Source organism: Arthrobacter zhaoxinii (assembly GCF_024385505.1).
GTDB lineage: Bacteria > Actinomycetota > Actinomycetes > Actinomycetales > Micrococcaceae > Arthrobacter_B > Arthrobacter_B zhaoxinii.
The window spans coordinates 92,132-114,147 of record NZ_JANFLT010000005.1; the positions used below are offsets into that span (position 1 = coordinate 92,132).

Annotated in this window: 27 protein-coding genes; 15 read left to right on the top strand and 12 right to left on the bottom strand. The window is 66.7% G+C overall.

The window, feature by feature from the left end; genetic code table 11:
* Positions 1-30 precede the first annotated feature (30 nt).
* On the bottom strand, positions 31-1,005 hold the full coding sequence (locus tag NNX37_RS07820) for an aldo/keto reductase (protein WP_255791802.1): 975 nt from the start codon (positions 1,003-1,005) through the stop codon (positions 31-33).
* A 102-nt stretch (positions 1,006-1,107) separates the two neighbouring features.
* Here NNX37_RS07820 and NNX37_RS07825 point away from each other — a divergent pair, with 102 nt between their 5' ends.
* The 3 genes from NNX37_RS07825 (at position 1,108) to NNX37_RS07835 (ending at position 3,504) form a co-directional block, all read left to right on the top strand.
* Positions 1,108-1,893 carry a thioesterase family protein gene (locus tag NNX37_RS07825; protein WP_255791803.1) on the top strand — a complete coding sequence of 262 codons (786 nt, stop codon included), beginning with the start codon at positions 1,108-1,110 and terminating at the stop codon, positions 1,891-1,893.
* Positions 1,894-1,896: 3 nt separating this feature from the next.
* Positions 1,897-2,637, top strand: coding sequence for a lipoate--protein ligase family protein (locus NNX37_RS07830; protein ID WP_255791804.1), 741 nt, complete (start codon positions 1,897-1,899; stop codon positions 2,635-2,637).
* Between the two features lie 99 nt (positions 2,638-2,736).
* A complete protein-coding gene (locus NNX37_RS07835) occupies positions 2,737-3,504 on the top strand; it encodes a pullulanase X25 domain-containing protein (protein ID WP_255791805.1) in 768 nt (255 codons plus the stop codon).
* On the opposite strand, the gene NNX37_RS07840 is transcribed toward NNX37_RS07835, so the two are convergent.
* Entirely contained in the window at positions 3,501-4,943 is a 1,443-nt protein-coding gene (locus tag NNX37_RS07840) for a lipase maturation factor family protein (RefSeq protein WP_255791807.1), read from the bottom strand. The two genes, NNX37_RS07835 and NNX37_RS07840, sit on opposite strands and share 4 nt — an antisense overlap.
* Before the next feature lie 129 nt (positions 4,944-5,072).
* Between NNX37_RS07840 and NNX37_RS07845 the strand changes: the two genes are divergently transcribed.
* The 3 genes from NNX37_RS07845 (at position 5,073) to NNX37_RS07855 (ending at position 7,598) form a co-directional block, all read left to right on the top strand.
* On the top strand, positions 5,073-5,879 hold the full coding sequence (locus NNX37_RS07845) for a PIG-L deacetylase family protein (RefSeq protein WP_255791808.1): 807 nt from the start codon (positions 5,073-5,075) through the stop codon (positions 5,877-5,879).
* Positions 5,880-5,986: 107 nt separating this feature from the next.
* Complete coding sequence (locus NNX37_RS07850) at positions 5,987-6,859, top strand: helix-turn-helix transcriptional regulator (protein ID WP_255791809.1); 873 nt, start codon at positions 5,987-5,989, stop codon at positions 6,857-6,859.
* Positions 6,860-6,863: 4 nt separating this feature from the next.
* Positions 6,864-7,598: an NADPH-dependent F420 reductase gene (locus NNX37_RS07855; protein ID WP_255791811.1), complete on the top strand. Its 735-nt coding sequence runs from the start codon at positions 6,864-6,866 to the stop codon at positions 7,596-7,598.
* A 14-nt stretch (positions 7,599-7,612) separates the two neighbouring features.
* Here the strand turns inward: NNX37_RS07855 and NNX37_RS07860 are convergent, their stop codons facing one another.
* Positions 7,613-7,888: a hypothetical protein gene (locus NNX37_RS07860; RefSeq protein WP_255791813.1), complete on the bottom strand. Its 276-nt coding sequence runs from the start codon at positions 7,886-7,888 to the stop codon at positions 7,613-7,615.
* A 206-nt stretch (positions 7,889-8,094) separates the two neighbouring features.
* Here NNX37_RS07860 and NNX37_RS07865 point away from each other — a divergent pair, with 206 nt between their 5' ends.
* Positions 8,095-8,472, top strand: a complete 378-nt coding sequence (locus tag NNX37_RS07865; RefSeq protein ID WP_407079935.1) for a VOC family protein — start codon at positions 8,095-8,097, stop codon at positions 8,470-8,472.
* A 7-nt stretch (positions 8,473-8,479) separates the two neighbouring features.
* On the opposite strand, the gene NNX37_RS07870 is transcribed toward NNX37_RS07865, so the two are convergent.
* From NNX37_RS07870 to NNX37_RS07885, 4 genes are all read right to left on the bottom strand, one after another.
* Positions 8,480-9,298, bottom strand: a complete 819-nt coding sequence (locus NNX37_RS07870; RefSeq protein WP_255791816.1) for a DUF427 domain-containing protein — start codon at positions 9,296-9,298, stop codon at positions 8,480-8,482.
* 98 nt (positions 9,299-9,396) lie between these two features.
* Positions 9,397-9,942, bottom strand: a complete 546-nt coding sequence (locus NNX37_RS07875) for a hypothetical protein (RefSeq protein ID WP_255791817.1) — start codon at positions 9,940-9,942, stop codon at positions 9,397-9,399.
* A gap of 61 nt (positions 9,943-10,003) precedes the next feature.
* Complete coding sequence (locus tag NNX37_RS07880; RefSeq protein WP_255791819.1) at positions 10,004-10,645, bottom strand: MBL fold metallo-hydrolase; 642 nt, start codon at positions 10,643-10,645, stop codon at positions 10,004-10,006.
* On the bottom strand, positions 10,645-11,730 hold the full coding sequence (locus NNX37_RS07885; RefSeq protein WP_255791821.1) for an S-(hydroxymethyl)mycothiol dehydrogenase: 1,086 nt from the start codon (positions 11,728-11,730) through the stop codon (positions 10,645-10,647). The genes NNX37_RS07880 and NNX37_RS07885 overlap by 1 nt, the downstream gene beginning before the upstream one ends.
* Before the next feature lie 211 nt (positions 11,731-11,941).
* Between NNX37_RS07885 and NNX37_RS07890 the strand changes: the two genes are divergently transcribed.
* Positions 11,942-12,130 (top strand): hypothetical protein, encoded by a 189-nt coding sequence (locus NNX37_RS07890; protein WP_255791822.1) that lies wholly within the window; start codon positions 11,942-11,944, stop codon positions 12,128-12,130.
* On the opposite strand, the gene NNX37_RS07895 is transcribed toward NNX37_RS07890, so the two are convergent.
* Both NNX37_RS07895 and NNX37_RS07900 read right to left on the bottom strand, forming a co-directional pair.
* Complete coding sequence (locus NNX37_RS07895) at positions 12,127-12,636, bottom strand: hypothetical protein (protein WP_255791823.1); 510 nt, start codon at positions 12,634-12,636, stop codon at positions 12,127-12,129. The two genes, NNX37_RS07890 and NNX37_RS07895, sit on opposite strands and share 4 nt — an antisense overlap.
* Before the next feature lie 121 nt (positions 12,637-12,757).
* On the bottom strand, positions 12,758-12,982 hold the full coding sequence (locus NNX37_RS07900; RefSeq protein ID WP_227933722.1) for a mycoredoxin: 225 nt from the start codon (positions 12,980-12,982) through the stop codon (positions 12,758-12,760).
* Between the two features lie 134 nt (positions 12,983-13,116).
* On the opposite strand from NNX37_RS07900, the gene NNX37_RS07905 reads away from it, so the two are divergent.
* Positions 13,117-13,917, top strand: coding sequence for an SOS response-associated peptidase (locus NNX37_RS07905; RefSeq protein WP_255791825.1), 801 nt, complete (start codon positions 13,117-13,119; stop codon positions 13,915-13,917).
* Positions 13,918-13,924: 7 nt separating this feature from the next.
* Here NNX37_RS07905 and NNX37_RS07910 read toward each other — a convergent pair whose 3' ends face one another.
* A complete protein-coding gene (locus NNX37_RS07910; RefSeq protein ID WP_255791827.1) occupies positions 13,925-14,356 on the bottom strand; it encodes a VOC family protein in 432 nt (143 codons plus the stop codon).
* A 90-nt stretch (positions 14,357-14,446) separates the two neighbouring features.
* Here NNX37_RS07910 and NNX37_RS07915 point away from each other — a divergent pair, with 90 nt between their 5' ends.
* From NNX37_RS07915 to NNX37_RS07930, 4 genes are all read left to right on the top strand, one after another.
* Positions 14,447-14,785: a chorismate mutase gene (locus tag NNX37_RS07915; RefSeq protein WP_255791830.1), complete on the top strand. Its 339-nt coding sequence runs from the start codon at positions 14,447-14,449 to the stop codon at positions 14,783-14,785.
* A gap of 65 nt (positions 14,786-14,850) precedes the next feature.
* On the top strand, positions 14,851-15,690 hold the full coding sequence (locus NNX37_RS07920; protein ID WP_255791831.1) for an Imm52 family immunity protein: 840 nt from the start codon (positions 14,851-14,853) through the stop codon (positions 15,688-15,690).
* The gene (locus NNX37_RS16510) at positions 15,677-16,240 is read left to right on the top strand and encodes a DUF2087 domain-containing protein (RefSeq protein WP_255791833.1); all 564 of its coding nucleotides are present in this window, start codon (positions 15,677-15,679) and stop codon (positions 16,238-16,240) included. Before NNX37_RS07920 ends, NNX37_RS16510 begins: the two co-directional genes overlap by 14 nt.
* The gene (locus tag NNX37_RS07930) at positions 16,233-16,997 is read left to right on the top strand and encodes a tyrosine-protein phosphatase (protein ID WP_255791835.1); all 765 of its coding nucleotides are present in this window, start codon (positions 16,233-16,235) and stop codon (positions 16,995-16,997) included. Before NNX37_RS16510 ends, NNX37_RS07930 begins: the two co-directional genes overlap by 8 nt.
* A gap of 10 nt (positions 16,998-17,007) precedes the next feature.
* Here NNX37_RS07930 and NNX37_RS07935 read toward each other — a convergent pair whose 3' ends face one another.
* Positions 17,008-18,045 (bottom strand): DUF2776 family protein, encoded by a 1,038-nt coding sequence (locus NNX37_RS07935; RefSeq protein ID WP_255791836.1) that lies wholly within the window; start codon positions 18,043-18,045, stop codon positions 17,008-17,010.
* Between the two features lie 272 nt (positions 18,046-18,317).
* Here NNX37_RS07935 and NNX37_RS07940 point away from each other — a divergent pair, with 272 nt between their 5' ends.
* Entirely contained in the window at positions 18,318-20,000 is a 1,683-nt protein-coding gene (locus tag NNX37_RS07940; RefSeq protein ID WP_255791838.1) for an MDR family MFS transporter, read from the top strand.
* A gap of 30 nt (positions 20,001-20,030) precedes the next feature.
* Entirely contained in the window at positions 20,031-21,635 is a 1,605-nt protein-coding gene (locus NNX37_RS07945) for an MDR family MFS transporter (protein ID WP_255791840.1), read from the top strand.
* A 9-nt stretch (positions 21,636-21,644) separates the two neighbouring features.
* Here NNX37_RS07945 and NNX37_RS07950 read toward each other — a convergent pair whose 3' ends face one another.
* Entirely contained in the window at positions 21,645-21,893 is a 249-nt protein-coding gene (locus NNX37_RS07950) for a hypothetical protein (protein WP_255791842.1), read from the bottom strand.
* Between the last annotated feature and the right edge of the window lie 123 nt (positions 21,894-22,016).

Consider the following 22,016-nt stretch of genomic DNA (forward strand, 5'->3'; position numbering starts at 1 on the left):
CAGTCTGGCGCCAAAGCCGCCGCCCTCCGGTCACCAGGCGTAGTCCTCCGGCGCAGGGGAGTGCCCGGGAAAGATCTCGTCCAGCCGGGCCAGCGTCCCGGCATCGAGGGTAACGTCCAGGGCAAGCAGTGCCTCGTCCAGCTGGTCTTGCGTGCGCGGACCGACCAGCGGCGCGGTCACCGCCGGCTGGTGCAGCAGCCAGGCCAGGGCCAGGACTCCCGGCAGGATCTCCAGCTCCGCCGCCAGGTCCTCGTACTGCCGGATCTGCTCCCGGTGTTTCTCCAGCAGGTCCCGCACCCTGCCCTCGGCACGCCGCCCGCCGTCGTCGGCCTCCTTCTGCAGGATCCCGCCCAGCAGGCCGCCCTGCAGCGGAGACCACGGCAGGATTCCCAAACCGTACTGCTGCGCGGCGGGAAGGACTTCCAGCTCAACGGACCGGTTGATCAGGTTGTAGATGGATTGCTCACTCACGAGTCCGGAGAAGTTGCGGCGGCGGGCGTTTTCCTGGGCGCGGGCAATATGCCAGCCGGCGAAATTGCTGCTGCCGTTGTAAATGATCTTTCCCTGCGCCACGGCCACTTCCATGGCCTGCCAGATCTCGTCCCAGGGTGTGTTCCGGTCCACATGATGGAACTGGTAAAGGTCAATGTAGTCCGTCTGCAGCCGCTTCAGGCTGGCGTCCAGGGCACGGCGGATATTCAGGGCGGAGAGGAACGTGTCATTGGGCCGCTCGCTCATGGAGCCGTACAGCTTGGTGCCCAGGACGGTGTCCTCGCGCCGGCCGCCGCCCTTGGCAAACCACCGGCCGATGATCTGCTCGGTCCAGCCCTTGCGCTCACCCCAGCCGTACACATTGGCGGTATCGAAAAAGTTGATGCCGGCGTCGCGGGCGGAGTCCATGATGGCGTGGGCGTCCGCCTCCTCGGTTTTCGGGCCGAAATTCATGGTGCCAAGGCACAGGCGGGATACGGACAGGCCGGAGCGGCCGAGATGGGTATATTCCATCCGGCCAGTGTGCCCTGCGTTACGTTCCGGGGCCAGCCGTCCGGCGGCGCTGGGGTAGCCTGAAAGCTCCAATTTCCGCGAACGGCAGGGAGAAGCAGGCACGTGGCTGAATCGTATTACCGTTCACTGGGCAACGGCGCCTATGAGGCAACCATCCACACCCAGGGTGCCTGGAATCCGCAGGAACAGCACATGGCACCGATTTCCGGCCTGCTGGCCCACTGCCTGGAACAGTTCCGTCCGCGGCCCGAACTGCGCATGGCCCGGATCAGCTACGACATTTTCGGGTTGATCCCCCGCACCACCTTCGAAGTGAAGACTTCCGTCCTGCGTCCCGGGCGCACCATCGAACTGGTGCAGGCCGAGATGGTGGCCGAGGGCCGCACCGCCGTGCGCGCCACCGCCTGGCGCATTGCCCGCGGCTCCACTGCGGACGTGGCCGCAGTGGAGGACGACTCCATGCCCGGCCCGGCGGAGGCAGGCAGCCACGAGGGTATGACCGCGTGGCCCGGCGCCTTTATCGAGTCCCTGGAGAAGCGGGCGCTGCCGGGGCTGCGACCGGGCCGCGGCCGGGCCTGGCTGCGCACCCCGCACGAAATGGTGGAAGGCCTGCCCACCTCGGACCTGGTCCGCCTGGTGGGGATGGCCGACACCGCCAACGGCATCTCCACCCGCGTCCCGCCGGGAGGGGACAGCTACATTTTCCCCAACGTGGACCTGCAGCTGCATCTGCACCGGGATCCCCGCGGCGAGTGGCTGGGCCTGGATACCCGGGTCACCTTCGGCAGGGACGGCATCGGCCTGACCTCCACGGTCCTGCATGACATCCACGGACCGTTCGGGCGCAGCGAGCAGATCCTGACCGTCCGCCCGCTCGGCGGAGCGTAGCCCGTGCCCGCGGCCCTGGAGGTGTTCCGGCAGAAGGACTCCCTCGGCGCCGCCGCGGACCTGGACTTCGCGCTCGCCATGCTTGACTCCGTCCGCCGCGGCGAGCTCGGCCCCGCCCTGCGGATCTACCGCCCCCGCCCCACCATGGCGCTGGGACAGCGCGACGCGAAGCTGCCCGGCTTCGCCGCAGCGCAGGCTGCCTGCCGGCGGCACGGTTTCGAGCCGCTGGTCCGCAAGGCCGGCGGACGGGCCGCCGCCTACCACGGCGGCTGCCTGATCCTGGACCATGTGGAGCCCGACGCCGATGCGCTCGCAGGTTCCCGACGCCGGTTCGCCGACTTCGGCGAGTTGCTGGCAGCTGCGTTCCGCAAAGCCGGGCTGACCGCCGGGGTAGGCGAAATCCCGGGGGAATACTGCCCCGGGGAGTTCACCGTGTACGGTCAGGCCCCCGGCGGGGAGCGGATCAAACTGGTGGGCACCGCCCAGCGGGTGGTCGCCGGCGGCTGGCTGTTTTCCTCGGTGCTGGTGGTGGACAACGCCGCACCGCTGCGGGAGGTCCTCACCGACTGCTACGCCGAACTCGGGCTGGACTGGGAGCCCGGCACTGCCGGCGCCGCCCGGGACCTCGCCCCGGAGGTGGATCTGGCCCAGGTGCAGGACGCCGTCCTGGCCGCCTATGCCGGCTACGCACCCCTCGTCGACGGGTCCTTTCCCCGGCTGCGGGCGAGAGTTACGCAACACTAGGCCCGAGGTGCTTCGTCCCCGGGGTTCCCGGCGATAGTGTTGATGGCGGTCAGCGGGCTTATTCGAAGCCGCTTTTTCATTCGTAACAAAGGAATTCCATTGGGCTCAGACACCGTTGAAAACACTGCGCTGCGGCTGCGGGCGGTCCTTGAGATCCTCGCTGCAGAGGACCCGTCGGCTACCGGCAAGGTCAGCAAGGCGAAGGTACTCGGGACCGCACTGGACCGTGTACCGCTTGCAGGACGCGAGGCGGAAACCCTGGCCAGCGGCACCACCCGCGGCGAGCGTGCCCTGGTGAATGCCACCACCAAGCTCGTCAAGGCCGGCTGGATCCTCAAGGAAGCCCGCGCCGGCTGGAGCATCACCAACGAGGGCCGCCAGGCATTGAAGGACTTCCCGGAGCCGGCGCATCTGTCCGCCGCCCTTAACGGCAAGCCGGCACCCGAAGCAGTCTCTCCGGCTGAGGAAGTAGTGGAAGAGGCCCTGCGCGACGCCGTCGCCGTGCCGTCCGCTCCGGCGGAGCAGCACGGCTCACACCCGGAGACCGATATCCCGGAGCCGTCCTTCCCGCAGCCGCAGTCCGTGGCCCTGGCCGGCGACTTCGGCGCCGCGCTCGGCACCGAGGACTGGAACCCGGCCGGCGCGCAGTTCGCCTTCGACCGCCATGACGAGCTGTGGAAGCTCACACTGGACCTGCCCGAAGGCACGTACGCCTACAAGGTGGCACTGAACGGTTCCTGGGATGAGAACTACGGGTTCGATGCCCACCGCGACGGCGGCAACATTGAAATGCGGCATGCCGGCGGCCCGCTGACGTTCCTGTACGACCACGCCACGCACAACGTGGTCGCCAAGGTAAACGCCTAGGACGGACCCCCTCCCGGACCCGGTCCCTCGACCGGGTCCACGAGGATCCCCGCCGGTTCCCGTACCCACCAGACCCGTTCGCGGCGCAGTTCCGCGGGCGTGGAAAAGCGGTAGCGGTAGACCCGGGCGCGGATCCAGCGGGGCGGCTCGCCGCCGAACGGATCCCTGCGCAGCAGGCGCAGGGCCCGGCGGTCGGCAGCGAGCAGCTTCCGCAGCAGCACCGGGAACCAGGCCCCGGAGGCACCCAGGCCCAGAAACCACATCAGCCAGTCCAGCCGCAGATGGTAGGGCGCGAACTGGCGCGGCATCCGGCGCGGGTCCCCGGGTTTGCCCCGAAACTCGTACTCCAGCCAGCGGGCGTCCGGCCCCGGCGGATCGTTGGTGCCCTCAATGACCACCTCGTTGCGGTGCCGGGTGATGCTGCCGAACGCGCCGTAGGCGTTGGACAGGTGCCAGCGGTTGAAGCTGGCATTCATCAGCTGGTCGCGGCGGACCAGGTTCTTCAGGGGTGCCCAGGCCCAGTACAGCACCGCCAGGGTCACGGCGCCGACGACGACGGCGAACGCCGCCGGGGTTGCCTCCGGATCGGGGGCGGCGAACTGAATCGAAGGAAGCACCGCCTGTACGGCCGAATCGCTGATCGCCGTGCACGCCAGCAGGATGGTCAGCACGTTCAGCCAGGCGAAGTTCCCCGAGAGGACCAGCCAGAACTGGGTCATCACCACCACCGCCGCGGCGATGGAGGCCACCGGCTGCGGGAAGAACAGGAAGAACGGCACCACCAGCTGGGCGAAGTGGTTGCCCAGCACCTCCACCCGGTGCAGCGGCCGCGGCAGGTGGTGGAAGAACCAGCTGGCCGGGTTCGGCATCGGCTGGGTTTCGTGGTGGTAGTACAGGGCCGTGAGGTCCCGCCACACCCTGTCGCCGCGCAGCTTGATCAGGCCGGCCCCGAATTCCAGCCGGAACACCAGCCAGCGGAAGGCCCAGAGCACCGCCACCGGTGCCGCGACGTCGTCGGAGCCCAAAAACGCGGCCAGGAATCCGGCCTCCAGCAGGAGCGATTCCCAGCCGAACCCGTAGAACGTCTGCCCAATGTTCACCACCGACAGGTACAGCCCCCAGATAAACAGGAAGGCCGCCATCGGCAGCCACCACGGCCCCGACTGCGGCACTCCCGCCACCAGCAGGGCGGCGCCGACGGCGCCGGTCCAGACGACGGCGAGCAGGAACCGGTCGGAGTAGTGCCAGTGGAAGAGGGTGGGGATGCCCCGGCCCTTGATCCGGGCCAGGAACTGCGGTGCCGGCAGCAGTCCGTTCTCGCCCAGCAGCGCCGGGAACTGGGCGGCGGCGGAGAGGAACGCGATCAGGTAGACGGCGGCAATGCCCCGCTGCAGGACCTGGCGGGCGAATTCGTACCCTTCGGCGCTGAACCACTCCATGGCAGTCCAGCGTAGCTCCGGCCGCGGGCGGACGCTTCTATACCCGAAAGCGCCGCCGGTTCCTCCTGCCTGCCCCTCGGCCTACGCTGGAACGGTGGCAAAGCGCCAGGCCCTCAGGAGGTGCCGGAAATGACCGGATCGCATGTCCTTGCCCTCGTCGTCGCCCACCCGGACGATGACGCCTACGGACTGGCCGGGACGGTGGCGCTGCACGAACACGATCCGGGGTTTCGCTTTATCCTGGTCCACGCGACCGACGGCGGCGCCGGGCAGATCGATCCGTCCTACCCGCCGGTCAACGAACCGCTCGGGCGGATCCGCCGGCGGGAAATGGAGGCCGCGTGGACGGCGCACGGCAGGCCGCCGGACCGCCACGAGTGGCTGGACTACGACGACGGCGGGGTGGCGCAGGTTCCCTTCGGGGAACTGGTGCAGCGGATCGGCGGCATCCTGGCGCAGGAGCGGCCCGACGTCGTCGCCACCTTCGGCCCCGACGGCATCACCGGGCACCCGGACCACATTGCGGTCGGCGCGGCCACCGACGCCGCCTTCACGGGGCTTCAGGCCGACGGCGGCCCGGGATTGCAGCGCCTGCTGCACGGCGGCGTCCGCCGCTCCACCTGGGAACGGTGGAACCGCAGCCGGATCCGGCGCGGACTGGAACCCTGGGACGAGGACAGGGTCTATGACATTCGGCCGGTTCCGGACGAACAGATCGGCATGGAGGTAGACGTCGGCAGTGTGGCGCACCGGGTCGTGGCAGGGCTCATGGAACACCGGACCCAGCGGCACGTGGTTTCCCCCGGGGTACCCCCGGACTCGGAAGAGGATGCCGGCTGGGCCCGTTCCGTCTCCGTGGAGCCTCTGGTCATCGCCTGGCCGCCGCGCCAGCCCGGGGCAGCCGTACTGGGTGATGTTTTCGAGGGGCTGGACTAGAAGCGGAACAGGGAATCGGGCAGGCCAGAGCCCTGTCCAGCCGGGGGAGTGGCTGGACCCCCTCTGCCGCTGTCCCATCTGCTCTGCCAGGTCCTAGGCTGGCTCCCATGAGTAAGACACCGAACGCCCTTGGCGACTACCTGCGGGCCAGGCGTGAGCTGGTAACCCCGAAGCAGGCCGGCATCCCGGAGATAGGTGTGCGGCGCGTGCCCGGACTGCGGCGCGAGGAAGTGGCCATGCTTGCCGGCATCAGCGCCGATTACTACCTGCGGTTGGAGCGCGGGCGGGACCGGCACCCCTCCGTGCAGGTCCTCGAGTCCATCGCCCGCGTGCTCCAACTTGACGACGACCACCTCGCGCACCTGCTCACGCTGGTCGCGGACGTTCCCCGCCGGCGCGTTCTCCGGCCGGCCAAGGAATCCGCTCCCGCTGGTGCACTCAAGCTGCTGGATTCGCTCGCCCAGCCCGCCTTCATCGAGGGGCGGTACTTCGACATCCTGGCCTCGAACAGTCTGGCGAAGGCGCTCTCACCCCGTCTTGATATCGGGGGGAATCAGCTGAGGGACATGTTCCTCGAGCCGGCCGAGCAGGCCATTTATCCGGAGTGGGAAGCGGTGACAGAGTGCTTCGTTGCGAACCTTCGGCAGTCCGTGGGCAAGGATGTCGATAATCCCCGATTCATTGAACTCGTCGGAGAGCTTTCGCTGGCGAGTCCCTACTTCCGCCGAATGTGGGCACGGCATGAAGTGCGGGCCCAGAGAGGCACACCGATGCGGCTCAACCACCCGCAGATCGGGGAAATGACCCTCAACCGGGAGCGGCTGGGCATCAACGGAGCGGACGGACTGATGCTCGTCGTTTACCACCCCGACGCCGGCTCGGACAATGCTGAGAAACTCGCGCTCCTTGCCTCCGCGGCCTTCTCAACGAACACGAGCCAGGAACATCCGCACACCGGCGCCGGGTTAAGCAGGGAGTAAAACCGTGACTACTATCGGCATCCTCGGCGCGGGCCAGGCCGGAGCAACGCTTGCCCGGGTGGCAACCGCGGCGGGCTACGACGTCGTTATCGCGAATTCGCGGGGACCCGAAACCTTGCAGCGGCTGGTCAGTGACTTGGGACCGCGGGCACGCGCTGCCTACGCGGCAGAGGCTGCGGCTGCAGCTGACTTCGCGGTCACCGCGTTTCCGTACGCGCCCGGTGACCGGCTGCCGGTGCAGGAACTCGCAGGAAAGGTCGTGATCGATAACAACAATTACATGGTCTGGCGCGACGGGAACTTCCCCGACGTCGACTCCGGGCTCAAGACAATCCATGAGTTACGTCAGGAACAGCTGCCCGCTTCGAAGGTCGTCAAGGCGTTCAATCACGTCCAGTTCCATGAGCGCTTCCACCTCCGTGTCCCCGGCGACGCGCTGCCGGCCATCATGCGGTTGGCGCGACCGGCCGGAGCACCTGACCGTAAGGCGCTGGTCGTCTCCAGCGACTACCCGGAGGCCGTCGAACTGGTGACCCGGTTCTATGACAATCTCGGATTCGATGCAGTTGATAACAGTCCCCTGAGCGAATCCTGGCGCAGCAGCCCCGGTACGCCGATGTGGCGACACCACGTCGATGGACAAAGCCGCGAGGAACTCATCCGCAATCTGCAGCGCGCCCAACGGTCCGCTAACTCGGCCGCGGCAGCGGCTCAGGCGAAGGGACCCTCGCCTGCGTAAAAACCTGGTGCGGGTCAGCCGGCTCGCCGCATCCGAGCCAGTTCTTCTTCAATACGGCGATCCGATACGGCGGGACGGCCTGCGTAGACCGGGATTCCCGCAATGACCGCGGCGGCAAGAGTTCCCAGGATCGGCCAGACCGGCCAGAAGTAACCGCCCGGCGTCGTGAAGTACCAGATAGCGATCTGAAGGACCGCGAGCAGCAGCCAGAGACCGACCACTCCCTTGTAGATGGTCTTGGCGATGACGCGCCGGCGGGCAAGTTCGTACGATTCATTAGGCGTTGACATGGCGTGGTCTCCCTTTCTGATGAAGTGTTGGAGAAACAACGCTACGAACCCCGTTTACCAGCGGCCAGTGCCCTGCGCAGCCGGGGGTTCGACAGGACCCCCTCCCGCATTTGCCTGGTTCAGCGGATACTGGCCGTGCCGACGGAACTCCCGGATGGCCGGCACGAGAAAACCCGAACAGACAGGGAACACTCATGAGGATTGTGGTGAGCAGTATTTTTGTGGACGACCAGGACAAGGCACTGGATTTTTATACGCGGGTGCTGGGATTCGAGCAGCGGCAGGATGTGCCGGCGGGCGGGGCGCGCTGGCTGACTGTGGGTGTGCCGGGGGAGGACACCGGGGTGGAACTGCTGCTCGAACCGGCCGGGCATCCCGCCGTCGCGCCGTTCACGGAGGCGCTGGTCGCGGACGGGATCCCCTTCACCTCCTTCGCCGTGGACAGCGTGGAGGACGAATATCAACGGCTGTTGGACCTGGGCGTGGCCTTCACCCAGCCGCCTACCCGGATGGGACCAATAACGACGGCGGTTTTCTCCGACACCGTGGGCAACCTCATCCAGATTGCCGATACTGCGGACTGAAGCAGCCTTAGAAGCGGAACAGGGAGTTGATTTCCTGTTTGGCGTCGTCCACGTACACGTCGGTGCGCTCGTCGAAGAACGAGACCCGGTCCTTCAGCTGCGCCGAGTCGGGCAGCACCCGTTCATACGACCAGGCCAGGTCCGTTCCCGCCGGATGGCCGGTCACGGACCAGTAGTTCGCCGTCCCCTTGTACGGGCAGACAGACCGGAAGGTCGATGCGTTGAGGACATCCCAGTCCACGTCGCCGCGCGGAAAGTAGGTCCGCGGCGGAAGCATGGTTTCATACACGAGCAGCGGCTGGCGGGTCTCGGCCAGCAGCTGTCCGTCCAGATGCACCCGCACGGCACGCGAGGAGTCCACGGCGTCGACCCGGTGGAAGGGGTCCCGGGGGTGCCCCTCGACCACCTGGTCTTCCTCCAGCCACCGGTCGAACGCATTGAAGTCCAGCAGCACATACCCGCCAAGATCTGCATCATCCGGACGGAACCCCGCACCGGGCAGCTCATGCGCACCCGCGCACAGGTCCAGTGGCTGGCCGGGGGCAGTGTGCGCGGAGAACGGGTAGCGCGGGTCCATCAGGGCGCCGGGCGGCACCTCGGCCAGCGGGTCGCCGTCGGGCTCGGAAGCAGCCGTCACCTCCGCTGAGATATCTCCGGCGGGTACGGCGTAGATAGGGGTGACCCGCCTCGGCTCATAGGCCAGCACCGCGTTGGTGGAATCCACCACGGTGTTGCCGCCGAGCTGCGCACGGATACGCCGCGGCGTGGGTTCGTAGCGCAGCTCCGGCAGGAGTTTCCAGAAAGCGGGACTGATGTGCAGGGCCATGGAACAAGTCTCTGGCGGGCCGCCACCCGAAACAAGGGGTTGCGGATTCGGCGGGCAAAGTCTTATTCCGGGGACGAACGCGGAGGGGATCCGGGGTGCTAGAGATGGTGGTGGACGTAGGCCCAGCGGCCGCCGAGCTCTGTCTGCAGGCCTTCGATCAGGGCGTCAATGAGCGGGTCTGATGTCCCGCTGCTGGAGGTATCGATTATGAGCGCAAATGACGATACCGCCATGCATCCCCCGATGTCCCAGTTCCCGAGCAGGTCCGTCCAGGCGCATTCCGGGCAGGTGAGGAGGGGTTCAGGGCCGCCTTCATCCCATTCCCGTATCTGCGGGATGATGGGCATCAGCGGGAGTTCCGTGCGACATTTTCGGCACTCCGGTCCTCCTGCTCCGTCCCCGGCGTGGTAGAAATCCCGGCCTGCGACGAAGGCATAACTGGTGTTGAACCCGGGGCCGGCCGTGAGGAGGCTCCGGGGCCCGAAGGCGTCGGCAGGGTGCTTGCGGTAATACGTGAAGAACATGTCCGGATCGGCCTTGCTCCAGCCGTTGGCTCTGAGCCAGTTTCGGACTTCCTGCAGGCGCTCTTCCGCGCCGTCCTCATCCACGGACAGATCCAGCAGCTGTTCCCAGTGAACTCCCATGCGCACACCCTAACGCAGGCCGCGGCGCCCGCGGCCTGCGTTCGGAGAATCATGTCGGGTCCTAGTGCCCCCGGTCAATCCATTCCTTCAGGTGCGGACCTTCGGCGGCGATCGACGTCGAATCCCCGTGCCCGGTGAGCACCTTCGTCTCCGCCGGCAGTGTCAGCAGCCGTTCCCGGATGGATTCGATGATGGTCGGGAAGTCGCTGTAGGAACGGCCCGTGGCACCGGGGCCGCCCTGAAACAGCGTGTCGCCGCTGAAGACCACCGGCTCGGGTACGTCCTCGCCCGCAGCCAGCGAGAAGCACACCGAGCCGGGGGAGTGGCCCGGGGTGTGCAGGGCGCGCAGGGTATGGCCGGCGATCTCGAACGTGTCGCCGTCCTCAATCACGTCGTCGGGGCCTTCGTCGGGGAACACGGCGTCCCAGAGCATCCGGTCCGCGGCGTGCAGGAACACCGGGGCGCTGAACCGGTCCCGGGCCTTGCCGACGGCGCGGATGTGGTCGTCGTGGCCGTGCGTGAGCAGGATGGCCATGACCTCCCGTTCACCTACGGCTTCGGCAATCGCGTTGATGTTGTGGGCCGGGTCGATGACGATCACCTGGGCGTCGTCGCCGACAATCCAGACGTTGTTGTCCACGTCCCAGGTGCCGCCGTCGAGGGAGAAGGTCCCCGAGGTGACCACGTTGTCGATGCGGAACATTACAGTTCCACCACCGAACGCAGGACCTTGCCGTCATGCATCTTGGTGAAGGCTTCCTCGATGTCGCCCAGGCCGATGCGCTCGGTGACGAAGGCATCCAGGTCCAGCCGGCCGAGCTTGTACTGCTCCACCAGCATGGGGAAGTCCCGGGAGGGCAGGCAGTCGCCGTACCAGGAGGACTTCAGGGAGCCGCCGCGGCCGAACACGTCCGCCAGCGGCAGCTCAATCTTCATCTCCGGGTTCGGCACACCCACCAGCACCACGCGGCCGGCGAGGTCGCGGGCGTAGAAGGCCTGCCGATAGGTTTCCGGGCGTCCCACCGCGTCAATCACGACGTCGGCGCCGAAGCCGCCGGTGAGGGCGCGGATGGCTTCCACCGGATCTTCGTCCTTGGAGTTGATGCCGTGCGTGGCGCCCTGGGCCATGGCCAGCTCAACCTTGGCCGAGTCGATGTCCACGGCAATGATGGTGGTGGCGCCGGCAAGCTTCGCACCGGCGACGGCGGCAATACCCACGCCGCCGCAGCCGATCACGGCCACGGATTCCCCGCGCTGCACGGCGCCGGTGTTGATGGCGGCACCGATGCCGGCCATGACACCGCAGCCGAGCAGGCCCACGGCCGCGGCATCGACGTCGTCGTCCACCTTGGTGCACTGGCCGGCGGCCACGAGGGTCTTCTCGGCGAACGCGCCGATGCCCAGGGCGGGCGTCAGCTCGGTGCCGTCCTCCAGGGTCATCTTCTGCGTGGCGTTGGCGGTGTTGAAGCAGTACTGCGGCTCGCCCTTGCGGCAGGCGCGGCATTCGCCGCACACTGCGCGCCAGTTCAGCACCACCCGGTCGCCGGGGGCAACCTCGGTGACGTCGGGGCCGACGGCGGAGACGACGCCGGTGGCTTCGTGTCCGAGCAGGAACGGATAGTCATCATTGATGGCGCCCTGCTTGTAGTGCAGGTCGGTGTGGCAGACGCCGCAGGTGAGGATGTCCACCAGGGCCTCGCCGGGGCCGGGATCCGGAACCAGGATGGTCTCCAGGGAGACGGGGGCGTTCTTTTCCTTGACGACTACGGCCTGAACTTTATGAACCATGAGTGTGCTGCCTCTTTCGCTGTCCTGGCGGGAAGCCTGAGTCCGGCCTCCCGCTTCCCATCCTATGGAGCGGGGGCGCCGGAGGCGAAGCCGGGATTTCCCTTCCGCTGCCGGCTTCGCCTTCAGGGCCTGCCGCCGGGCCGGGCGCCGCCCTAGCATGGAAGGCGGAAACGGTCCGGACTCTGCCGGCTGCCAACACCAGGAAGTGCCCATGCTGGGAACCCTGTTGTACGGAGAGCTGGATGTCCGGGTGGAGGAACGCGGCGACAACGGCGTGGCCGCGGTACGCGAACTCACCGCTTGGCGAGGCCGCGGAAGGCTACCGGGCGATGGACGAGCGGCGGACCATCAAGGCACTCCTGCGTCCCTGAGCGCCGTTCCGCAGGTTGCGCGGCGCTAGTAATCTACGTAGGTTCCGGTCGGAACGGTGCCGCTGAAGTCCGTTTCGGGACCGAAGCGTCCGTCGAGTCCGCATTCCTGCTGGGAACCGGAAAACGACATCAGGTTGAAACCGTACGTCACATGGTGGGACTGGCCCGGCGGCAGGGTCACCTGGATTATCGACTGTCCGGCACGCCAGCTGGCGGTTTCGAACGCCAGTGCGCTGACATCGGTCCGCACAGCGGGAAGGATTGCGCTGAGCGGCACCGGCCCTTTGGCAGATGCCTGGCTGGTGACGGAACGTTCACTGGTGAGCCCGACAGGAACAGTGACGGTGGAACTGTTCGTGAGCGTTGCCGTTCCGGCTGCTTCCCGGCTCGCGGCGGACCCGGTGAAGATGGTTGCGGTGGACCCGGGTTCGCATTCGGTGGCGGCCGCTGAGGCCGGTGCCGCAAAAACGGCGGAACCGGCGATCAGTCCGGCTGTCGATATAAGGACGGCGGTCCGTGTCATCGTGGTCTTCATCTCGCTCCTTCGTGTCCCGGTAGTACCCGTTCCCTCTGGAAGAGCCCTTACCCTACTACTCAGTAATCGAGAGTCAAACCCGCAGCTCCGCCGTTCGTCAGCCTCGGCGGAGCCCTACCCGCTAGAGGCCGAGGCGGGACTTCACCTCGGAAGCGGAAGGGTTGGTGGCCGCGGAACCGTCGGGGAAAATCACGGTGGGGACGGTCTGGTTGCCGCCGTTGAGCGAGGCTACCAGCTCCGCGGTGCCTTCCACGTCCTCGATGTTGACCTCGGTGTAGCCGATGCCCTGGGCATCCAGCTGGGACTTCAGGCGGCGGCAGTATCCGCACCAGGAGGTGGAAAACATGGTGATGGTTCCGGTTGCGGGGGTGAAAGCTTCAGCAGTGGCAGCCACGGGGGTTGCTCCTCTTCGTTGAAATGGATTGTTGCCTAATCCAACAGTATTCCGGCCGGCGGCATTCCCGCTGGCAGACTGGAGGCATGTGCGGAAGATACGTGATGGCCCGTTCCGTTGGTGACCTGGTCGCCGAAGCCGAGGCGGAGACGGACGCCAACCTGGAACTGCGGGCGTCCTGGAATGTGGCGCCGACGTCGGACGTCCCGGTGGTCCTGGAAAGGTTCGTTGAGGTGCCGGGGCGGGGACGCTCGCAGGTGCGCGAGATCCACGTTGCCCGGTGGGGTCTGGTGCCGGCGTGGGCACGGGATGCGTCCGTAGGCGTTCGGGCCTTCAATGCCCGCAGCGAAACCGTTCTGGAGAAACCGACGTTCCGTGAAGCGGTTCTCTCGCGCCGCTGCGCCGTGCCGGTGGACGGTTACTACGAATGGAAGGCGGGCCCCGGCAAGGTTCGCCGGCCGTTCTATGTTTCCCGTACCGACGGGTCCCCGATCTTCTTTGCCGGCCTGTATGAGTGGTGGCGGGATCCGGCGAAGGCAGAAGGCGACCCGGAGAGGTGGCTGCTCTCGACGTCGATCCTCACCGTGGCCGCGCCCCCGGCGGCGAGCGCCGAACCGGTGCTGCGCGAACTGGCCGAGCTGCATGACCGGCTGCCGCTGCCGCTGTCCCCGGACGCCATGGCTGCCTGGCTGGATCCGGCGCGGCGCGACGCTGGCACACTGGTGGCCCTGGCCACGGAGCAGGCCTACGCGGCGGCGGCGGACTGGATGCTGTCCGAAGCCCATCCGGCCGTCGGCAACGTGCGCAACGACGGCGAGTACCTGCTGCGGCCCGGCCCGGAGGACGTACAGGCCGCTGCGGTGCCGGTGGAGGACGTGCTGTTCTAGCCGGAGCCTAAATCACTGCCAGGGTGACCCGGCCGGCGTCGTCCACTCTGAGTCCGGGGTTGAAGCAGACCTCCCAGCGCAGTCCGTCCGGGTCCGTGAAGTAACCGGAATAGCCGCCCCAGCTCATCTGCGTTCCGGGCGCGGTGATGATCCCGCCGGCACCGGCGGCGTTGGCCAGCACGGTGTCCACCTCGGCTGCGGAATCCACATTGTGGCCGAGGGTGACCGGGGCGTTGTGGAGTTCGCCCGCCGCGCCGGCTTCCGCGGCCAGATGGTCGCCCCGGAAGAAGGCCAGCAGCAGCCCGTGGTTGACCTGGAAGAAGATGACTTCGTCCGGCACATACTGCACCGCTTCCCAGCCCATGCGGGAAACGTAGAACGCGTAAGTTACTTCGAGGTCACGTACGCCTACGGTAACCACGGAAACAGAGGGATTCACGTCTTTGATCCTGCCATGAAGATGCTGATTGGCCATTACCCGGCCACCGGGTGTCCGGTGCGTCGGCCCGGTGATGGTTACTCTTAAGGCATGGGAGCAGCTGAACAGAAATCCGGGTCGGGACAGTTAGACGACGTCCGGACGGCAATTGACGAAATTGATGAGGAAATTGTCGCGCTGATCTTTCGGCGGCAGCGGCTGGTCCGGGTCGCCGGGGGGCTGAAGGACAACGACGACGCCGTCCGCTCACCCAAGCGCATGGAGGAAGTCATTGCCCACGTCCGGCACGCGGCCGAAGAACAGGACGGCGACTGCAACGTGGTGGAACGCACGTACAAGGCCATGATTGAAGCCTTTATCGACTACGAGTTGAAGGTCCGCCACGAGATGGAGACCCAGCGCAAGCTGGACGCCTTCAGCCGCAGCTAGCGACCAGGCACACCGCCCCCGAACCCTCGCTGGAGACGCGGCACGAATCGGGTAGGTTGTGGCGCATGACACTTACCGTCGCTGACCTGTTTCCCGAAGCTGAGGGAAGCGAGCGTGCCTGGATTCACCTCGGCTGGGGATCCCGGAAGGAAACCCCGGAACACGTGGCAGCCAGGATCCTTCCAACCCTGGAGCTGCTTCAGGACCGCTTCGGCGTGCCGTCAGTGCGGTGGCAGATCACGGTGGGGAAAACCTTCGACCTGCAAAAGGAACAGCCTGTTCCGCAGGATGCCGCAGCCCTCGCCGGGCTCATCGAAAGCCCCCGGCAGCGTGACCTGCCCGACGCCGACGTTTCCACCGGAACGCTGAAAGCCAGGTTCACCCTTTTCGGCGGAGCGGACCCCGAAAGCGGGAAGCTGTTCGAGTTTGAGGTCGAGGCCGGCTGCAGCGGTCCCTACATGCGCAATGAAATCACCCTGCGCCTGCCGGACGGGTTCGTCTTCGGAACCCCGGGGAAACTGGCCGCCTTGTTTCAGCGGCTGATCCGGATCTGGCAGCCGGAAACTGCCACTCTGGAGTCGAGGGAAACCTTGCGGGCTGTGCGGAAACGCCGTGACGAGCTGGGCGTCCGCAGGTCGGATCCCCGCCTCGGATACATGAACTGGTTCTCCCTGACGGGGTACGGACGGCCGCCTTTCCCCCTGAATGCCCGAGTCCGTGCTTTTCCCGACGGCACCCTGATCTGCGCTCAGAGCTGGAACGCCGGCTCGGTGGCGGATCTGTATGCGGACCTGCAGGTCATGGGGATGATGCACGATATGCCGAAGGTCCAGGTGCTGGCACCGCCGCCCACTGATGATGAACAACCGCACACAGATTTGAAGGAGTACCGTGGGGGAAACTAACAAGTCGGAAGAGAACCGGTGGCGTCCGGTGGTGGCAGCGCTCGCACACCGGGGCCACCGGCATCTGTATGCCCGCGCCGTGCTGGCCCGCGACTGGGACACGCTGCATGAGGACCAGCTCACCGCCGAAGAGGCAAAATCCCTGGCCGTCCTGTGCCGTGCAGGCCTGTTGGAGACTCGGAAGGGCTGGATATTCTCCTCGGAAACCGTCTTGGAGGAGATGCTCGCCGCATCCGACCCGCGGGACACCACCGTGCAGCGCTTCTTCGTGAACGGCAAGGTCGAGACCTACCCTCGCAAGCGCGCCGACCGGCTGGAACTGCTGCATTTCCTGGCCGGGGAGGTCTTCGAACACGCCCGGCCGCCGGAGCCGGGACTGCGTCCGGTCCTGACGGAAAAGGAAGTCACCACCCGGCTGGCCGCCTTCACCGCAGACCCCGCTGCCATCCGCCGCTATCTGGTGGACGAAGGCATCGTGGCACGGGACGCCGCCGGCACCCAGTACTGGCTCATCCGTCCCCGTCCGGCGGAAGGAATGGAATTTGCCTAGCTTCCCCGACGGCTTCACAGCAGTTGGCGCGGCTCCCGCCACTGTGGAGGGCCTAGTGAACTTCCGCGACCTGGGCGGCCGACGACGGCGCGACGGCACGCTCACGCCGCACGGGGTCTTCTTCCGCTCCGAAACGGTGGACCGGATCAGGCCCGGCGGCTGGGACACCCTGTATGCGCTGGGAGTGCGTACCGTCGTCGACCTCCGCCAGCCGCCCGAACGTGCACGGGACACCGCCGGCCGCCCGGACTGGCTCACCACGGTTCCCGTGGACCTGGACGGGGTGGCGGAGAATCCGGAATTCTGGGAGGGGTACTGGAACAACGGACTGATGGGCACGCCGCTGTACTACCTGCCGCACCTGACCCGGCTGCCGGACCGGATGGGTACCGTGCTGCAGGCGCTCGCCGATGCCCCGCCCGGCGGGGTGCTCTTCCACTGCATGGCCGGCCGGGACCGCACCGGAATGACCGCGATGGTCCTACTCGCGGCAGTGGACGCGGAGCCGGAGGAGATCCGGGAGGACTACTTCGAAACCGTCCGCAACGCGGACGCCTTCGCAGCAGCAACGGGACGGCCCAATCCGGAGGCAGAGAGCGAAAAACTCTGCGCCGGGCAGGGAACCAGCATGGACGGTGCCTTCCGCGCGGCGGTGGAAGGCTTTTCGCTGCAGCGGCTTTTTGACGACGCCGGGCTGCCGGAAGCAGTCCGCACCGGCATCCGCACCTGGCGGGGAGCGGTTTTCGCCAAGCCTTAACGCTGCTCTGCTACGTTCCCGCTTCGAGGATCGACACGATTGAGAAGAGGGTAAAGCAGACAGCTCCGAGCCCAACCAGCACGTGCGCGGGGACAAAGAACGCCGGGTCTGTGCCTGCGGCTTCAAAGAGGAACGCGGCGAAGAACAGACATGTCAGCGCTGTTCCGATGGGCATCAGCGGGATGCGGTTGGCCAGGGCAAACGTGCGGCGCCAGACGAGGGCGAGCAGCAGCACCTTCGACAGGATGCTGAAGCAGATCAGCCCGAGGCCGATCAGCACACATCCCGGGGCCAGCCGATAGGGCTCGTGTGAGCTGATCAGCACGAATAGTCCGAGCAGCACATTGACCGTGCCCGCGGCGCCGACGAGCCAGGGCCAGGCGGAACGCTCGCCCTCGCTGAATTCGTTGCGCACCTGGCGCACGATGCTCGCGACCAGGGCGATCAGCGACGTGCAGATCGCGGACAGACCGATCAGGACATGGCCGGCAACGAATCCGGGAGTATCTCCGCGCACCAGCAGGCCGGCCGCAAGGGAGAAACCGACGACGGCGGCCGCAACCGGAACTGCGAGCAGCGCGGCGCCGACGGCGCGGGAGTGAGCACCTTCCGGCGGGCCGCCCTGAGGCTCGAGCAACTGTGCTGACCGGATGAGAGTGAATTTTGTGGACGCGGCCGCGACGGTGCTGACGCACGCGGCGACGAAGCCGATGCCGATCACCACGAAGCCCGCCGTGAGGTTCTCCGCGGTGTTGTCCCGGTTGGCCAGAACGATGCCCCCGATGATGGCGGCGGCAGCAGCCGCGTAGCCGGAGAGCGGCAGGATAATCCCCCACACGCGCCCGTAGCGGTCGATGAGCTGCCGAATGATGGTGGCCGCCGTAGTGAACAGTGCGTAACAGATGGCGGTCAGCCCGACGTTGACGTGTCCGGCGACAAAGTGACTGGCATCGTTCCGCCCGGCCAGGACGTAGAGGCCGAAGGACAGACAGACAGCGCCCATCAGAAGCGGTATGGCGCGGAAAATGACGCTTACTGTACGGTTCATGGCGCACCCCGCAGATGATCCCGTGCGGCGTCGACGTCATGGCCGGTCCGCGTTTACTGCCAGTCTGCGCCTGTCCTCCCCGCGGAACAACGCCGAGGCAGGGAGCAGCTCCTTGGGCCATGGAACTTCGCGCCCTTCACAGCTCCGTCGCCGGCCGGCACCGGCGGCATGGGTGGCCCGCCTCCGACCGTTGACTTGGCAGGACGGTGGGCGTCGAATGGAAGTTCCAACCGGACTGCCCTCATCCGGCGGAAATTTCCAAGGAGGAGTGCATGGCCGATAGGTTTACTCCCCACGGAACCGCAGCAACCCATCCGATAGCCGGCATGGCCGGCGCCATGGGAGCGCCGGTCAATGCCGTCCCCCTGGTGGCCCATACCCCGCAGGCGCGGTCAACGCCTCCACCCGGCGGGGACAGTGCGCAGGGCCGCGCCGATGCGGGAGGCGGACACTCGCGGCGCCAGATCGCCGTCGTTTTCGCCGGACTGATGCTGGCGGTGCTTGTCTCCGCCCTGGACCAGACCATTGTCTCCACCGCCCTGCCCACCATCGTGGGGGATCTGCAGGGTATGGACCACCTGTCCTGGGTGATCACCGCCTACCTGCTGACCTCCACCATCGGGCTGCCGATCTACGGGAAGCTCGGGGACCTGCTCGGGCGCAAGAACATCTTCATTTTCGCCATCGTGGTTTTCCTGGGCGGGTCCGCCCTGTCCGGGCAGGCACACAGCATGACCGAGCTCATCACCTACCGGGCCATCCAGGGTGTGGGCGGCGGCGGACTCATCATCGGTGCCCAGGCCATTATCGGCGACATTGTGCCCGCCCGCGAGCGCGGCAGGTACATGGGCCTGATCGGGGCGGCGTTCGGCATCGCTTCCGTCAGCGGACCGCTGCTGGGCGGATACCTTACCGACTACTGGTCCTGGCGGTGGGTGTTCTACATCAACCTGCCCATCGGTGCGGTGGCGCTCGCGGTCATCATCACCGCCCTGCACCTGCCGCGGTCCGAACGCAAAGGGATCCGGCTGGACTATGCCGGTGCCGCACTGCTTGCCGTCGGCAGCGCCGCCCTGGTGCTGCTGACCAGCTGGGGCGGCAACAACTACGCCTGGACCTCTCCCACCATCCTCACGCTGGGAGCAGTGGCCGCCGTCGCCGTCGCACTCTTCATTCCGGTGGAACTGCGTGCGTCCGAACCGATACTTCCGCTGCGCCTTTTCGGGATCCGCAACTTCCTGATCTGCACACTGGTGGGGCTGGCGGTGGGGCTGGCCATGTTCGGGTCCATTGCCTACCTGCCGACCTTCCTGCAGATCGTCAACGGAGCCAGTCCCACTATGTCCGGGCTGATGATGCTCCCCATGACGGCAGGGCTGCTCATCACCTCGATCGGGACGGGGCAGCTGATCTCCCGGACGGGCAAGTACAAGATTTATCCGATTCTCGGGTCCCTCACCATGATCGGCGGCCTGCTGCTGCTCTCGCGCATTTCCAGTACGACGCCGTACCTCCTCACCGCGCTCGGCATGTTCGTACTGGGGCTCGGGATCGGAGCACTGATGCAGAACGTGGTGCTGATTGTGCAGAACAGTGTCCCGGCCAAGGACATGGGCACCGGGGTCTCCACCGCCAATTACTTCCGGCAGATGGGCGGTTCCCTGGGGATTGCCCTCTTCGGCTCCCTGTTCATCCGGCGGCTGAACGACCAGCTGGCCTCCGCACCGGCCGGAGCCGGTGACGCGGCGTCGGGCGGCGCCAATTCCATCAGTCCGGACAGCATCAGGGCGCTGCCTGCTCCGGCGCAGGACTTTATCAAATCCGCGTTCGGCGAGGCGCTGCCGCCGATCTTCCTGCTCGGGGTGCCGATCCTTGGGGCGGCCTTTGTCCTGACGCTGTTTCTTGTGCAGCAGCCGCTGTCCAGGACGGCGCGGGTGGATATGGACGCAGCGTAGGCCGGCAACCGAGAAGAGAAGAAACACGCTATGTCCCACAGAGCAATAACGCCGCGCACCGCGGCACCCCCGGACCGCTCCGGGACCGCCCTGCCCAAGCATCGGGAGGAGACCGCCCCGGGCGAGGAACCGAAGCGGAACCTCGTGCCGGTCTTCACGGGACTGGTGCTTTCCGTGCTGCTGGCAGCCCTGGACCAAACCATCGTCGCTACCGCCCTGCCCACCATCGTGGGGGACCTGAACGGGTTGGAGCATCTGTCCTGGGTGGTCACCGCGTATATCCTGGCGGCCACCATCGGCCTGCCGGTATACGGCAAGCTCGGGGATCTGTTTGGCCGCAAAAGCATTTTCATTTTCGCAATCGCGGTGTTCCTCATCGGTTCGGTCCTGTCCGGACTGGCGCAGAATATGGGCCAGCTGATCGGTTTCCGTGCCCTGCAGGGCATCGGCGGCGGCGGGCTGATGATCGGGGCGCAGGCCATCCTCGGAGACCTGGTCTCCCCGCGGGAGCGCGGGAAGTACATGGGCCTGATCGGTGCGGCCTTCGGGCTGGCATCCGTCGGCGGCCCGCTGCTGGGCGGCTGGATCACCGATGCCTGGTCCTGGCGGTGGGTGTTCTACATCAACCTGCCCATCGGCGCCGTGGCGCTCGCCGTCGTCGTGTCCTCGCTGCACCTGCCCAAACCCCGGGGCAGGCGTCCGAAGCTGGACTACGCAGGCGCCGGGCTGCTCGCACTCGCGAGCGCCGCCCTGGTGATGCTGACCACCTGGGCCGGCACCACGTACGCCTGGTCCAGTCCCCGGATCCTTGCCCTGGCCGTGGTGACGCTGGCAGCCGGAGCGGTGTTTGTCCGGGTGGAGAAGCGGGCTCCGGAACCCATCCTGCCGCTGGGCCTGTTCCGCAGCCGGAATTTCCTGCTGCCGGTGCTGGTGGGCATCGCCGTCGGAATCGCGATGTTCTCCACCATCTCCTACCTGCCCACCTTCCTGCAGATGGTGAACCGGGCCACCGCCACGCAGTCGGGCCTGATGATGCTGCCCATGATGGGCGGGCTGCTGCTGACCTCCATCGGCACAGGACAGCTGATTTCCCGCACCGGCCGGTACAAGATCTATCCGGTGCTGGGCTGCGCCGTGATCATTGCCGGGCTGGTGCTGCTCTCACGGATCTCCGACACCACCGCCTACAGCTTCACTGCTCTTGGCATGCTGGTGATGGGACTCGGTCTGGGGATGCTGATGCAGAACCTGGTCCTGATTGTGCAGAACAGCGTGCCGGGCAGGGACATGGGGGCGGCGATATCCGCAGCGAATTATTTCCGGCAGATCGGCGCTTCCTTCGGGATCGCACTGTTCGGGTCGATCTTCATCCACCGGCTGGGCAATGAGATTGCAGCGGCGCCCCCGGGGGCCGGAGCTGGAATCGGCGGGGACATCAATTCGCTGAGCCCGGCCATGCTCCGCGGACTCCCCGCCCCGGTGCAGGACTTTATTGCTGCGGCCTTTGGGCACGCCCTGCCTCCCATTTTCCTGCTCAGCGTGCCCGTCATGGCAGTGGCCCTGGTGCTGTGCCTGTTCATCCGGGAAACGCCGTTGTCCACCACGTCCCGGGTTAGCGGAGAGGCGGACCGCTAAGCAGCTGCCCTACGGCCGGTAGGTGGCAAGGATGGCGAACCCCACGATGGCGAACCCCAGAACCACTGCCTGATAGAGCAGGGACGGGATGATGAACATGGCTGTGGCGAGCCACCCGTCGCCCCTGACCATTGCCGCAATGAAGCCGATCACCGCAATGCCGACGGCGGCGAGTCCCGGATATGCGAGGAAGCCGAACATCAGGTTCGAAAGCGGAGAAATCAGGAAAAGCGCATACCCCAGAACAACAGCTAGCATGCCGGCAATCCCCAGGCCGCCAATGCGGCGGGAAGTTTGCAGGTGTGCGGGTGCCCGCGGTGTGTTTCGGTCAATAGCCACGCTCCGGCCCCCATCCGATGAAAAGTACCCGGATCAGGGCTT